At 68.5% G+C, this 13,637-nt stretch carries 11 protein-coding genes; all 11 read right to left on the bottom strand.

Going from position 1 to position 13,637, the window contains the following annotated elements; all coding sequences use genetic code 11:
• Nucleotide 1: 1 nt before the first annotated feature.
• From VF167_11910 to ileS, 11 genes are read right to left on the bottom strand one after another with little or no spacing between them, the layout of a single operon-like run.
• Nucleotides 2–613, bottom strand: a complete 612-nt coding sequence (locus VF167_11910) for a GTPase domain-containing protein (GenBank protein ID HEX6926116.1) — start codon at nucleotides 611–613, stop codon at nucleotides 2–4.
• Between the two features lie 4 nt (nucleotides 614–617).
• On the bottom strand, nucleotides 618–1,559 hold the full coding sequence (locus tag VF167_11905) for a tetratricopeptide repeat protein (GenBank protein ID HEX6926115.1): 942 nt from the start codon (nucleotides 1,557–1,559) through the stop codon (nucleotides 618–620).
• Nucleotides 1,556–2,692 (bottom strand): DUF4388 domain-containing protein, encoded by a 1,137-nt coding sequence (locus VF167_11900; protein HEX6926114.1) that lies wholly within the window; start codon nucleotides 2,690–2,692, stop codon nucleotides 1,556–1,558. Before VF167_11900 ends, VF167_11905 begins: the two co-directional genes overlap by 4 nt.
• A gap of 3 nt (nucleotides 2,693–2,695) precedes the next feature.
• A complete protein-coding gene (locus VF167_11895; GenBank protein ID HEX6926113.1) occupies nucleotides 2,696–5,386 on the bottom strand; it encodes a tetratricopeptide repeat protein in 2,691 nt (896 codons plus the stop codon).
• Between the two features lies 1 nt (nucleotide 5,387).
• Nucleotides 5,388–6,005 carry a chemotaxis protein CheC gene (locus VF167_11890; protein HEX6926112.1) on the bottom strand — a complete coding sequence of 206 codons (618 nt, stop codon included), beginning with the start codon at nucleotides 6,003–6,005 and terminating at the stop codon, nucleotides 5,388–5,390.
• Nucleotides 6,006–6,027: 22 nt separating this feature from the next.
• Nucleotides 6,028–7,950, bottom strand: a complete 1,923-nt coding sequence (locus VF167_11885) for a chemotaxis protein CheA (protein ID HEX6926111.1) — start codon at nucleotides 7,948–7,950, stop codon at nucleotides 6,028–6,030.
• Between the two features lie 25 nt (nucleotides 7,951–7,975).
• A complete protein-coding gene (locus VF167_11880; GenBank protein ID HEX6926110.1) occupies nucleotides 7,976–8,338 on the bottom strand; it encodes a response regulator in 363 nt (120 codons plus the stop codon).
• On the bottom strand, nucleotides 8,335–8,967 hold the full coding sequence (locus VF167_11875) for a chemotaxis protein CheW (protein ID HEX6926109.1): 633 nt from the start codon (nucleotides 8,965–8,967) through the stop codon (nucleotides 8,335–8,337). Before VF167_11875 ends, VF167_11880 begins: the two co-directional genes overlap by 4 nt.
• Complete coding sequence (locus tag VF167_11870) at nucleotides 8,912–9,886, bottom strand: RluA family pseudouridine synthase (GenBank protein HEX6926108.1); 975 nt, start codon at nucleotides 9,884–9,886, stop codon at nucleotides 8,912–8,914. Before VF167_11870 ends, VF167_11875 begins: the two co-directional genes overlap by 56 nt.
• A complete protein-coding gene (lspA, locus tag VF167_11865) occupies nucleotides 9,876–10,415 on the bottom strand; it encodes a signal peptidase II (protein ID HEX6926107.1) in 540 nt (179 codons plus the stop codon). The genes VF167_11870 and lspA overlap by 11 nt, the downstream gene beginning before the upstream one ends.
• Nucleotides 10,412–13,588 carry an isoleucine--tRNA ligase gene (gene ileS, locus VF167_11860; GenBank protein ID HEX6926106.1) on the bottom strand — a complete coding sequence of 1,059 codons (3,177 nt, stop codon included), beginning with the start codon at nucleotides 13,586–13,588 and terminating at the stop codon, nucleotides 10,412–10,414. Before ileS ends, lspA begins: the two co-directional genes overlap by 4 nt.
• Nucleotides 13,589–13,637: the final 49 nt, after the last annotated feature.

Genomic DNA, 13,637 nt, shown 5'->3' with positions numbered 1-13,637 from the left:
GTCATCGCGCCAGGCTTTCCGGACTCTGGAACCTTGCGGCGAGCCCGGCCAGCACCAGCTCGGAAACGCACTTCAGCGTCTCGAGCACCCCTTCCCCCGTCGTAGCCGACGCCCCCAGTGACCGCACGCCCCGGTAGTTGATGGTTCGCTCCATGGTCGCGATCGGCATTGCATCGGGCAGATCGCGCTTGTTGTACTGGATGCAGACGGGCACCGCGCGCGGGTCGACTCCCTGCCGGAGCAGGTTCTCCTGCAGGTTGCGGAAGCTCTCCACATTGTCCTGCTGCCGCCCCGGCTGGCTATCCGCGACGAAGACTACCCCGTCCGCCCCCTGCAGCACCAGCCGCCGCGTGGCGTCGTAATAGACCTGGCCCGGAACGGTATAGAGCTGGAAGCGGACCTGAAATCCCGAGATCCTACCCAGATCGAGAGGGAGGAAGTCGAAGAAGAGGGTCCGGTCCATCTCCGTCGCCAGCGACACGATGCGGCCACGGGTCTCCTCCGGAAGGAGACTGTGGATGTGCTGCAGATTCGTGGTCTTGCCCGATCGACCCGGACCGTAGTAGACGATCTTGCAGGTGATTTCGCGGGTCGAATAGTTGACCAGGGACATGGTCTCAGGCGGAGTTAGGGGGCACGCCGCGGCCACCACCTGAGGCAGCCGCGTCCCGCTCTCCGTGCAACCCCAGGCCGGACGCGAGATGCGCCTCGAAGGCGGCCGCGTCTCGCGCCGAGCCCGATTGCGCAGACGTCCAGTCGTGCTCCGCGCATTCGCGCAGCATCTCGTCGAAGCGCACGCGCACGAGGCCCACGTTGGTGGATCGACCGAACAACGCCACCAGGATCAGTTCGCCGGTGGGCGTGGGTATCGGCGCCAGAAATAGCTGGCGATCCCCCTGCCCCTGGTACAGCTGCTCGAACTGTCGCTGCCCCAGCATGCGGGCAATCTCGCGTGAAGCCGACTGGATGCCGGCCCCGAGCGTGGTGAGCGCCGCCAGATCGATCCCCTCGGCGCTACCGTGCCGCGCCAGAATTCGGCCGTTGCTCTCCATCAACAGCGCCAGGCGAACACGCGCCCCCCGCGCGAAGCGATCGAGCGCCTCCTGGAGGGCGTGCGGGGCCGGCGCCGGTGGACCTTCCGCGGAAAGATTTCGCCGGGCCAGGGCTAACGCGCTGGCCAGCCGCGGATCGTGCCGGTCGTGCTCGGCGGCGATCTCCAGGTGCCGGACTGCCTCGGCCCACATCCTCCGTTCCAGGTAGAGATAGCCGAGCGCCCGGCGCGCCGAGCGATGCTCCGGATCGAGGCGCAACGCGATGTCCAGCTCGTCGCAGGCGGGCTCGGGCTCCCCCAACTCCCGATAGATGCGGCCGAGCAGGACGTGCCCCTCCACGTGATCGGGGTTGCGCTCGAGCCCGCGCACGCAGAGGCGCAGGGCCACGGCGAGGCGCCCTTCTTTCCGATAGACCTCCGCCAGGGGGAGAAAGGAGGGGCTGCCGGGGTCCCTGGCGACCTCTTCCTGCCAGCGTCGGACGCGCTGTGCCTCGATCTGTGATGTCATCGAATCTCCTCCAGCAGCGCGCTGAGCTCCGTCATGAGCTGCACCGCACGCATCGCGATCTCGACGTCCCTCGGCGGGGCATCGGGCAGGCGCGAGAAGGTGGTCAGGTTCTCCCGCCCGCGCCCGAAATCGCCCAGGCGAGCCGCGGCCATTCCCAGGTGGAAGTATCCCGCCGCAAGGAGCGGATCCAGTTGCACAGCCTCCTTCAGCGCTGCAACGCCCCGCTCGATCTCTCCAGAGGCGACCAGCGCGCGCCCGTACAGCAGCCTGGCGACGCCCGACGCCGGGTGGCTCTCGCGCAGTCCTTCTGCCCGCCGGAGCGCCTCGCCGATCCTTTCCGCACGTAGCTCCGCTTCCACGCCGTCGACGGCTGCGCTCGAGGGGTCGCGCCTGGCGCCGGGGCGCGGAGCGGAGGGACGGGTCTTCAGCTCGACCACGCCTCCCGACGCCAGGCTGTACACAGCCTTGGCCACGTCGAACTCCGCGCGCCCGATCTCTCGGGCAATCTCGCGCAGTGTGCGCGAACCGTCGATCGCGGCCAGTACCTGCCATTCCCGCGGCTGCAGGTCGAGCACCCCGGCCGCTCCGGCAGCGCTGTCGACCAACGCGGGGACCAGCGATGCGTCGGGATCGCCGCTCGCCATCTCCGTCCACTCGTCGGCACGCCGCATGGATTCCATGAGCAGCGCTTCCGAGGGGATCCGAACGGGGATTCCCCCGTTCTGCGGCCGTTCGGTCTCCTCGAAGCGGAAGTGGCCGTCGCGCCAGCGGACCAGCTCGAAAACCGCCTCCTCCACCTGAAAGCGGAGCTGGCGCTGGATGTCACGTACCGGGATGCCCTGCGTCTCCGCCAGCAGAGTGCCGATTCGACGCCCCGGTTCCCGCCGCTGGGCCTCCAGGGCGGCTTCAACCTGGCGCATGGTGGCCTTTCCCGCCATCACCAGCAGGCGACCCAGCGGACTGATCTCTCCCGCCGATCGCGCGCCGACGACAAACCCCTCGTCGAAGTGGATCAGCCCCGGGCGTGGCGCTCCCTCGCCGGTAATCGACAGCGTTCCGGTCTTACGCGAGAGGTACAGGAGCTGGATGACGTCCGTGAGCGCGAGCTCACGCAGCGGACCCTCGAAGGCCATAGGTCAGTCCCGCGCGCAGCGCGCGTCGGACCCCGGGGTGGTCGAAGTCGCCGCGACCGGCTCCCTTCCTTCCCACGTGCCCGGTGCGTCTTCTCCCGCCAGCACCTCGAGCCGCTCCAGCTCCGCTACGGCCTCGCGGAAGTTCGGATCGAGGCGCACCGCGCGTCGCAGGGCGTGGATCGCATCGTCCCTTCGGCCCCACTCCTCCAGGATTCGCCCCAGCGCGAGCAGACCGGAGAGGTGGTAGGCGTCGCGGCTGAGCAGATCGACCATCAGGTCGACCGCCTCGGGATGACGGCCCTGCCGCCGACGAACCTCCGCCAGCAGCATGGCTGCGTCGGGGTAGCCCGGCAGTACCTCGAGCGCAGTCTCGCTCATTGCCGCAGCTTCCTCTTCGCGCCCCTGTTGCAGCAGGACCTCCGCCAACTCCACCCGCGCCGCCACGAAGTCGGGATCGAGCGTGAGGGCGCGGTCGAGCGCTTCCTCCGCGCCTCTCAGGTCGCCGGCGAGCCGCAGGGCGGCGCCGAGCTCGCGCCACGGCGTGGGATCCTCGGGCCGCAGAGTGGTGAGCTTACGGAACGCCTCCACTGCCGCACCCGCCTTCCGCTCGAGCAGGTACGCCTCGCCATGGCTGCGCAGTGCTTCAGCTTCGGCGCCCGCGTATGCCTCCGCCTGCCGTGCGGCCTGATGCGCATCGGCAGCACGACCCAGACGCAACAGGGCTTCGGCGCGCCCCAGCCAGATGCGGCCCAAGCGCGGGTCGCCGGGTCGGTCCTCGAGCCGCACCAGGGCAGAGTCGTAGCGCTCCAGCGCCTCGCCGAAGTACCCCTGCCCCATCAGAATCTCGGCCGCCAGCAGGGCTGCCTCCACCGGTTCGGCGCCCTGGGCCACGAGTCGGCGAACCTCTGCGGCAGCACGGGCCAGCAACCCCTTGCTCAGGTAGTCCCTCGCCAGGCGGAAGGGATCCTCCTCCGCGGCAGCGGGTGGAGGCTCCGCCGCTCTCGGAGACTGGAGCGCGCTGAAAGCGTGTGCCAGCTCCGCGGCGTCGAAGTCGAAGGTCGGAACCGCCTCTCCGGCTGCGACCCGAGAGGCGACGTCCAGCTCCGGCGCCAACACCTCGGTGAACTCGAACTGCAGGTCGATGGCGAGGCGGTAGCGCGGCGCGGGGTAATACGGATCGAGTGCGAGCGCACGCTCCGTCTCCCGGCGCGCCGCGTCGTACTCCCCCAACCGTGCCAGCACGAAGCCCAGGTGGTATCGGGCCGCCGCGGAATCGGGATCGATCTCCACCGCTCGCGCGAGGGCATTGCGAGCCTCGGCGAAGCGGTCCATCTCGCTCAGTACCCGTCCGATCCCGATCCACGCTGCCAGTGCGTTCGGATCGGCCTCGGTACCCGCGCGGTACGCCCGCAGCGCCTGCGGGAAACGGCGAGTCTGCTCCGCCAGCAACCCCAGATTGAACCAACCGTCCATCAGGCGGGGCCTGAGCTCGACCGTGCGGGCGAGACATTCCCCGGCGGCCGCCGCGTCACCGCGGTGCATCCGCACCACCGCGAGGTTGTTCCAGGCGAGCGCGTACTCGGGATCCGCCTCCAGGGCGCGGCGGTAGCAGCGTTCCGCCCCGGCGGTGTTGCCCTGGCGATGCAGAGCCACGCCGAGCTCGTTCAGCAGCTTCGGGCTGTGCGGATCTCCCTTCAGCAGCTCGCGATAGAGGGCGGCCGCCTCCTCGACCTCTCCGCGGACAAGGCGGACCTCCGCGATGGCCTGTCGCACCAGCCCCGTGTCCTCGCCCGCCGCCAGAGCCCGCTCCAGCTCGCGTAGCGCCTCCGCGTAGAGGCCACGCTGCCGATACGCGATGCCGAGGTGGTAGCCCGCCAGGTATCCGCTCTGCACCACGTCCGGGCGGGCATCGCGATTCCCCACCAGCTCGCCGTAGTGCGCGGGGTTGTAATGGTCGAGCGAGAGATTCGTTTCCGCCCGGCTGAGCGCTGGATTCAGCTGCCGCGCGCGTTCGGCGGCCTCCGCGGCGGCTCCGTCCTCTCCCAGGTCCCCCAGCACGAAAGCCAGGAGGTGATACGCATCCGCGAAGTCGGGGAGGATGCGAATGGCCTGCTCGAGGTGCTCACGGGCTTCCGCCAGCATGCCCCGGTGATACTCCAGCTCGCCGAGGTGAAATCGAAAAACGCCGCTTCCCGGATCGAGCTCGATCCCGCGGCGGAGCCACACCAGCGCGGCGTCATACCGGCCTGCCTCCTTTTCCACCCTGCCCAGCTCCAGGAGGGTCTGGAGGTCGTTCGGCGTCTCCGCCAGGATATAGCTCAGCTCCCTCGCCGCTGCGGCGTGGTCGCCGGTGCTCAGGTAGGCGCGGGCCAGCCGTCGGCGCGCGGCGGTGTCGTCCGGTGCCGTAGCGAGCCGTTCGGACAGCTCGCGGATCAGGCGGTGGTAGTATCCGGTGTTGAAATAGGCGATCTCCAGGTTCCGCTGCGCCACCTGCATCCGCGGGTCGATCTCGAGCGCGCGCTGGAACTGGATGACCGCCTCATCCAGCATTCCCTTGTTGAAGTAGAGGACACCCAGGTTGTTGTGAGCCCCCGAGTCCCCCGGGTCGATCCTCGCGGCGAGCCCGAGCAGGATCTTACGATCCCGCTCCGACAGAGGGGGCGGAGAGACCGGCGTCGGTACAGAAGGCGGCACGTCAGGCAAGCCGGATTGACTTCAAGATGACCTGGAGCGAGGGTAGATCAGGCAGGAGCAGGAAGTGACCGGCCACCGGATCACCCTCTCCCAGGGTGAACTGCGTCTCGATGCTGAACACGAAATCCTGTGCCTGGGCGAACTCGATGTAAGCGCTGGTAAGCACCGCGCCGCACTGGTCGATGACCAGGATCGGCACGGAGAGGAGCAGCATCAGCCCCATGAAATCCGACAGGGCATTCAGATAAGCCGCGCACAGGATATTGCCAGTTTCCTTCAGGGCGGACTGCTCCACCTCGCGGAACTCCTTCACCGTTCCGGTGGCACGGCGGAGAAGGCGCTCGGAGAGACGCTGCGCGGCGTTCTCGGGGAGCACCAGCAGCGTCCGCCCGGTGACATCGCCGAGCACGTGCATGAGCACGGTGGCCACCACCGCGTCGGCCGTGCCGATCAGCTCGGGGATCTCCTCGAGCCGGGCGATCTGCAGCCGCGGCACGCTGATCATGATACGCGAAGCGGTCATCTGCGACAGGGCGGTGGCGGCATGTCCGGCGCCGATGCTCGCCACTTCGCGCAGTGCGTCGAGCTGCAGCTCCTGAAGGTCCTGGATCTCGATCATCGTTCCGCGTCCTTGCGCGTGTTCAAGCCCTGGCAGAGAGATCCGCCCGCCCCGTCGCGAACGCGACGGTCCTGGCCGGATCGAGGATGAGCGAGGGGCGACCATCCGGCAGGATGGTCGCACCACCGAAGATGGGCAGAGCCCCTTCCGGGAGATCGACCGGCTTCACCACGGCCTGATGCTGTCCTTCCAGAGCCGCCACGATCAACCCTGCCTTTTCACCGCCGAACTCAACCACCACGACAGCCACATTCTCCCGACCTGGTGAACCCGAGCCGCCCGCGAAGAGGACGCGCAGGTCCAGGGCGGGGAGCGTCTCACCGCGCACCTGGAGCGAGTGCCCATCATAGTCGACCAGCTCCGCCACTTCCACCACCCCGGAGAGCGGGACGGAATAGTACGCTCCTCCGGCCTCGAAGCGCAGCGCCCGCACCAGCGTAAGTGAAAGCGGGATGCGCAGGGTGAAGGTCGCTCCCTTCCCGGCTTCGCTGCGCACCTCCAGGCTGCCACCGAGCGCCTGCGCCCTGGTCCGGACCATGTCGAGGCCCACCCCGCGCCCCGAGACATCGGTCACCCGCTCGCTGGTGGAGAATCCTGGCGTGGTGAGCAGCGCCCAGATCTCCTGGTCGCTGAGGTGTCGATCCGGCGCCTCGATGAGCCCGCGCTTCACGGCCGTGGCCAGTATCCGCTCGCGCTGCAGCCCCCGCCCGTCGTCCGCGACCTCGATCCGCACCATCGAAGCCTCCCGGATGGCGGAGAGCCGGATGCGGCCGACGCGTGGCTTGCCCGCTCTCTCCCGCTCTTCCGGTGGCTCAATGCCGTGGTCGACGGCGTTCCGAAGCAGGTGGACGAGCAGATCCGCCACCTCGTTGAGCAGCCCGCGGTCGACCTCCTCCTCCCGGCCGCTGATCTCCAGCTCGACCCGTCGATCAAGCCGCCGCGCAGCATCGCGCACCATGCGCGGGAAGCGGTCGAACACCTCCCCCACCGGGACCATGCGCAGGCGCATGATCTCCTCGCGGAGATCGTCGATGAGGCGGGAGACGCCCTCCAGCGACTCGGCCAGCTCCGGATCCGCCTCCGCCGGTTCAGCGACCGTCCTCCGCAGACGATCCCGCGCGATGATCAGCTCGCCGACCTGGTCCACCAGCGCGTCCAGACGGCTCTGGGGCACCCGAACGATCGGTCCGAGCCGCGGCGTCCGATCTTCGCGAGGTCGGGTGCGTTCCGGCTCGCCCTCGGTCGTGGCGAGGGGATTGACCTCCACCTCCGCCACCTCACCCGCCGAGCGCACCGCCGCCTCGATCTGCTCAGGCGTCGCCTCGCCGTGGATGACGAAGGCGAACGGGCCCTGCAGCTCGCCGGCCAGGATCGAGGCCTCCGGCGGCTGGATCTGCGACACCTCGCCGAGGGAGCGCGCGGCGCGCAGGACCAGCGTCGCCCGCACGGCGGGAAGCGCTGTGTCGCTCTCCAGCCGAACCTTGACCCGGTGAGCGGGTCCAGCCGACGTGGGAGCACCGGAATCCGGAGTGGCGGCTGGCCCCGCCGAGCTCGCTGGGGCCGCAGTCCGGCTTGGGGCGCCAGCCTCTACATATGCCGCGAGCCGGTCCAGCACCACCGCCGAGGCACCCTCCTCCGGGTGCTCGATGGCCCGCTCGAGAGCGTCGGCGCCCTGCAGGAGCAGGTCGATGGTGGTGGGGCCGATGGCGAGGGATCCCTGGCGCAGTCGGGCGAGCAGCTCCTCGAGCGCATGCGCCACCTCGCTCGCCGATTGGTACCCCATCGCCGCCGAGGAGCCCTTCAGCGTGTGGACCGACCGGAAGAGCTGCTCCACCACTCCCGGGCGCTCCGGGTCGCGCTCCAGCTCGAGCAGGAGCCGCGTCAGCGTTCCGAGGTGCTCTCGTGCCTCGGAATGGAAGAGCTCGCTGTACCGCGACGGGTCCATCGTCCCCGGATACCGGGCGGGAAGCTCAGGCGAGCACCCGTTGGACCGCCTCGAGCACCCGTGAAGGCTGGAACGGCTTGACCACGAAGTCGCGGGCGCCGGCCTGGATTGCTTCGATCACCAGCGCCTGCTGCCCCATCGCGCTGCACATCAGGATCTTGGCCTTGGGGTCGTCGCGAATGATCTCGCGCACGGCGTCGATCCCGCCCATGTCGGGCATCACGATGTCCATGGTGACGAGATCGGGCCGCAGCTCGCGGTACTTTTCGACTGCCTGCTGGCCGTTCTCGGCCTCGCCAACCACCTCGAAGCCTGCCTGGCGCAGGATGTCGCCGATCATCGTCCGCATGAAGATGGCGTCGTCACAGATGAGTACGGTCGAGCTCATGTTCTTCCTTCGCTTGGTTCCCCGACGCCGTGATCCTCGCCGCCAAAGAGAGGTGCGAGCACGGATTCTACTTCGATGACGCGGAGCTGCTCGTCTCCGCCACTTCCAGCCGCGAGATCGCCGCCCGCACCACTCCCCTCCTCGACGGCGGCCAACATGCCTTCGTCCTCCAGCGCCTCCGCCTGCGCCTGACTCCACCAGTCGGTGGCAAACTGCAGGACGTCACGCACCGCCAGGCCGATCTCCCTGCCCCGGAACGCGACGACCACGACCCGATGGCCCGCCGCCGTAGTGGGCGCTCCGCCCAGGGCAACTCCCAGATCCACCACGGTGAGCATCCTCCCCCGCCGGTTTGCCACCCCTGCGACAGGCCGCGGCGCGCCGGGAATGTGGGCGTAGATACGCTCCGGGAGCACCTCGACGACCAACTCGGCGGGCAGCGCTACAACTTCTTCCTGCAGCGAAACGAGCAGGAGGCGGCGCAGGGACTCGCCGGCAAGCGTATCCTCCGCGCCCTCGTCCCACGCGTCCGAAGGCGTCGTCGACAGCAGGTCGGCCCGCGCCTGCTGCGCTTCAGTCGACGGCACGAGTCCCCCCACGCGCCCATTCCGCGGCGCGAGCCAGTTCATCAGGAAGCTCGGAAACGAACCTCATCTCCTCTCCGCTTCGGGGGTGAACGAACCTCAGCTCGGTGGCGTGGAGAAACTGCCGTGGCACCCGACGAGCGAACTCCTGCGCCCAGGCACGGGCCGGTCCCGAAAATCCCCGTTCCCGCGCGGCGCCGTAAACCGGATCGCCGACAACGGGATGGCCCAGGTGCGCCAGGTGGACGCGGATCTGGTGGGTCCGCCCGGTCTCCAGGCGCGCGCGCACCAGATCCGCGGCGCGCCAGCGCTCCAGCACCCGGAAATGGGTCACAGCACGCCGTCCGCCCTCGACCACCGCCATCCGCTTCCGATCGGTCGGGTGACGTCCGATCGGAGCGTCCGTGGTCATCTCCTCCGCGGGAAGGTGGCCCCAGGCGGCTGCCACGTAGAGCCGGATTATCCGCCGCTGCCGAAGCTCGTCGGCGAGCCTCCGGTGCGCCTCGTCATTCTTGGCCACCAGCATCAACCCGGAGGTGTCCTTGTCCAGCCGGTGCACGATCCCGGGCCGGAGCACGCCCCCGATCCCGGAGAGGTCGCCCACCTCGTGGAGCAGGGCGTTGACCAGCGTACCGCCCCGGTGTCCGGGCGCGGGGTGCACGACGAGCCCCCCGGGCTTGTCGATCACGAGCAGGTCGGTGTCCTGGTAGAGAATATCGAACGGTATGGGCTCGGGCGTGAGCGGTGAGGGTTCGGGAGGGGGAATTCGGATGGAGATCCGGTCTCCCGGAGCGGGTATGTCCCGCTTGCGAGGGACATGTCCGTTGAGCAGAACCGCCCCCTCTTCGATCAGCTGTGCCACGCGCGAGCGCGAGAGGGGAAGCCGGCCGGCCAGGTACGCATCCAGGCGCGACTCGTTCTCCCCCTCAACGGTCAACTCCGTCCAGTCCTCCTCATTTGCCATGGGCTTCGTGGCGCTGCTCCTCCTTCCAGAGTGAAATGGCCAGCAGGATTGCGCCGGTGGTCACGGCGATGTCGGCGACGTTGAAGACGGGCCAGCGCAGGGCGCCGATCCCCACGTCCAGAAAGTCGACCACGCCCTGGTGGGAGCGCACACGATCGATGAGGTTCCCGATCGCTCCGCCGGTCACGCAGGCGATTGCCACCAGCCGCAACCGATCCTCCGCTGGGGTCGCCCGGTACCACAGGTACAGGACGACCACCGCCACCACCGTCAGCGCCAGGAAGATGAATCTCGAGTAGTTCCCCAGGTGCAGTCCGAACGCCGCTCCGGGATTGTAGATGTAGGTCAGTCGGAAGAAGTCCCCCAGGATAGGCACCGGGTGGTACAGCACCAGTGTCTGCTGCACCACCCACTTGGTCAATGCGTCGAGCGCGACGATGCTCCCCACCAGCGCCACGTAGAGGGTCAGCTTACCAGTGGCTTCCCGCTCCACGGTGCTCAGTGCCCCCTCCGAATCCGCCCCGTTCACCCGGCCACCCCGGCCTGCGCGCGGCTCAGCGCGATGACAGCCGGCTCACCGTCCAGGTCGATCTCCCTGGATTCGGCATGACCGAAGCTCTCGATGCCCGAGTCCACCACCTGTAGCTCGAGCGCGAGCGTTTCACCGCAGACAAAGGCGCGGTGGGTCTCCAGGGCGTGCCTCAGCTCCTCCCCGCCCTGCACCGCCAATCGGATCCGGTCCGCGACCTCCAACCCCGCATCCTTGCGCAGGCGCTGCACCCGATTCACTACCTCACGGGCCAGACCCTCCGCGCGCAGCTCGGGCGTGATAGTCGGATCGAGCGCGACCGTATACCCGCCCTCGGCCTCCACCACCAGCTCTCCCTTCGACTCCTGGACCAGCTCCACCTCCTCGCGGCTGAGTTGCACCTCCTCGCCGTCCACCTTCACGCGCAGCGTACCGCCCGCGTGGAACGCCGCCAGCGTGGAGGAGGGCAGCGCGCGGATCGCCGCGGCCACCTGCTGCGTCCGGCTGCCGAAGCGCGCCCCGATCGCTTTGAAGTTCGGACGCGCGGTGAAGGTCACCAGCTCTTCCGCCCGCCCCATGAACTCCACCCGGTGCACGTTCAGCTCGTCGCGCAGGATCGCGAGTAGATCCGGGGTCACCAGCCCGGAATCCGGTACCACGGCGTACAGAACCTCGAGCGGCTGGCGGACCCTGATGCGAACACGGTCCCGCGCCGCACGACCGAGCGTGGCGAGGGTGCGCACCGCCTCCATCCCCGCGTCGAGCTGGGGATCACGCAGTGCCTCGTCGGCCACCGGGTAGCGACAGAGGTGCGCGCTCTCTCCGGCGGCGAGGGATCGGTGCAGCCAGTCAGAGAGAAACGGGGCGAACGGCGCCGCCAGCCGCGCCACTTCCAGCAGACAGCGATGCAGCGTGGCGAAGGCGGCGCGGGTATCCTGGCTGTCGCCGCTCCCCCAGAAACGATCCCGTGAGCGTCGTACGTACCAGTTCGACAGCTCGTCGACAATGAAATCTCCCAGCGCTCGCACCGCGTGGGTGAGGTTGTAGCTCTCCAGTTGCTCCGTCATCGAGGCGGTCACCGCCGCCAGCCGAGAGAGCACCCACCGGTCCATGACCGGGCGCTGCGAGACCGGCACGTCCTTCCAGCTCGGTTGCCACCCCTCCAGGTCCGCGTACAGCGAGAAGAAGTGGTAGGTGCTGCGCAGGGTGTCGAATACCTTGCGCTGCACTTCTCGCACGGCCGCCGGATCGAAGCGCTTCGGCAACCACGGATTGGAAGAGGCGAGCAGGTACCAGCGGATGGCGTCCGCGCCGTACTGGGACAGCGCCTCCCACGGATCCACCACGTTGCCCCGTGACTTGGACATCTTCTGGCCGTCCGCGTCGAGCACGAGATCGTTCACGATCACGTTGCGGAAGGCAGGTCCACGTCCGAGCAGGGTGGAGATCGCCATCAGGGAATAGAACCACCCGCGCGTCTGATCCACCCCCTCGCAGATGAAGTCCGCGGGGAAGAAGCGCTCGGCGGTATCCCGATTCTCGAACGGATAGTGCCACTGCGCGAACGGCATGGCCCCGGAGTCGTACCAGACGTCGATCACTTCCGGGGTCCGGCGCATGGTGCCGCCGCAGTCCGGCTCGGTGCACGTCCAGGTGTACTCGTCGATGAAGGGGCGATGCGGATCGAACGGCTCCGGCAGTCCCCCGACCCGTTCGGCGAGCTGTGCGAAGGAGCCGACGAACTCCACGTGCTCAACGTTCCGGTCGCAGACCCAGGCGGGGAGCGGAGTGCCCCAGTAGCGGTTTCGCGACAGCGCCCAATCGACGTTGTTGGCGATCCATTCGCCGAAGCGCCCGGCACCCACCTCCGGCGGGTACCAGTTGACCCGCGAGTTGTTGGCGAGCAGGTCGTCGCGCACCTGGGTGGTACGGATGAACCAGGAGTCGCGCGCCATGTAGAGCAGCGGGCTGCCGCACCGCCAACAATGCGGATAGGAGTGCGATTCCCGGCCGAAGCGGAAAACGCGCCCCGCCTCCTTGAGGGCACGCACCAGCAGGTCGTCGGCCTCCTTCACGAACTTCCCGCCCACCAGCGGCAGATCCGCCTCGAACTGGCCACGATCGTCCACCGGCTGCAGGATGGGCAGCCCGTGCGCCTGGCCGACGGCGTAGTCGTCTGCCCCGAAGGCGGGGGCCAGATGCACGATGCCGGTACCGTCCTCGGCCGAAACGAAGTCCGCCCCGACCACGCGCCAGGCCCGCTCGCGGCTCTGCTCCGGAGCCGCCACCCAGTCGAAGGGTCGCACGTAGCGCAGCCCGATCAGCTCACTGCCGGGGAAGGTTCGTACGATCTCGGCGTCCTGGCCGAACAGGGCCGGCACGCGCGTGCGGGCCAGCACCAACCGCCTCCCGTCGTGCCGCACCTCGGCGTACTCCAGCTCCGGATCCACCGCGGCCGCGACATTGGAGACCAGGGTCCAGGGGGTGGTCGTCCAGACCAGCAGCGCCACCGGCTCACCCTCGGTCGCCTGGTCTTCCAGCGGGAAGGTGACGTACAGCGACGGATCGAGGACGTCCTGGTAGCCGAGCGCCACCTCGTGGCTGGACAGCCCCGTGCCACAGCGCGGGCAGTACGGGAGGATCTTGTGTCCCCGGTAGATCAGCCCGCGATCGGCGATCTGCTTCAGGCTCCACCAGATCGACTCGATGTACGAGGCGTGGTAGGTGACATACGGCCGGGAGTAGTCCAGCCAGTAGCCGATGCGCGCGGAGAAGCGCTCCCATTCCTCCGTGTAGGTGAGCACGCTCTCGCGGCAGACTTCGTTGAACCGCGCGATTCCGACCTTTTCGATCTCCGGCTTCCCGGAGATTCCCAGGCGCCTTTCCGCCTCGATCTCGACTGGCAGGCCGTGCGTATCCCAGCCGGCGATCCGTGGCACGTGGCGGCCCTGCATCGTCCAGAAACGCGCGACCACGTCCTTGATGGTGCGCGAGAACACATGGTGAATGCCCGGTCGGCCGTTGGCCGTGGGAGGTCCCTCGTAGAAAACGTACGGTTCCCCGCCCGCGTTCTGCTCCACGCTGCGGGCAAAAGTCCCCTCCTCGTTCCACGTGGCCAGGATCTCTGTCTCGAGCTCCTCGACCGACGACGGGAGGTCTCTGTATCGCTTCATTCTTTCTCTGAAGAAGCTAGGAGCTAGAAGCTAGGAGCTAGAATGCACC

Source organism: Longimicrobiaceae bacterium, from assembly GCA_036375715.1.
Lineage (GTDB): Bacteria > Gemmatimonadota > Gemmatimonadetes > Longimicrobiales > Longimicrobiaceae > DASVBS01.
Note: the sequence above shows the minus strand (reverse complement) of the source record. Positions and strands in the feature narration are given on the sequence as shown.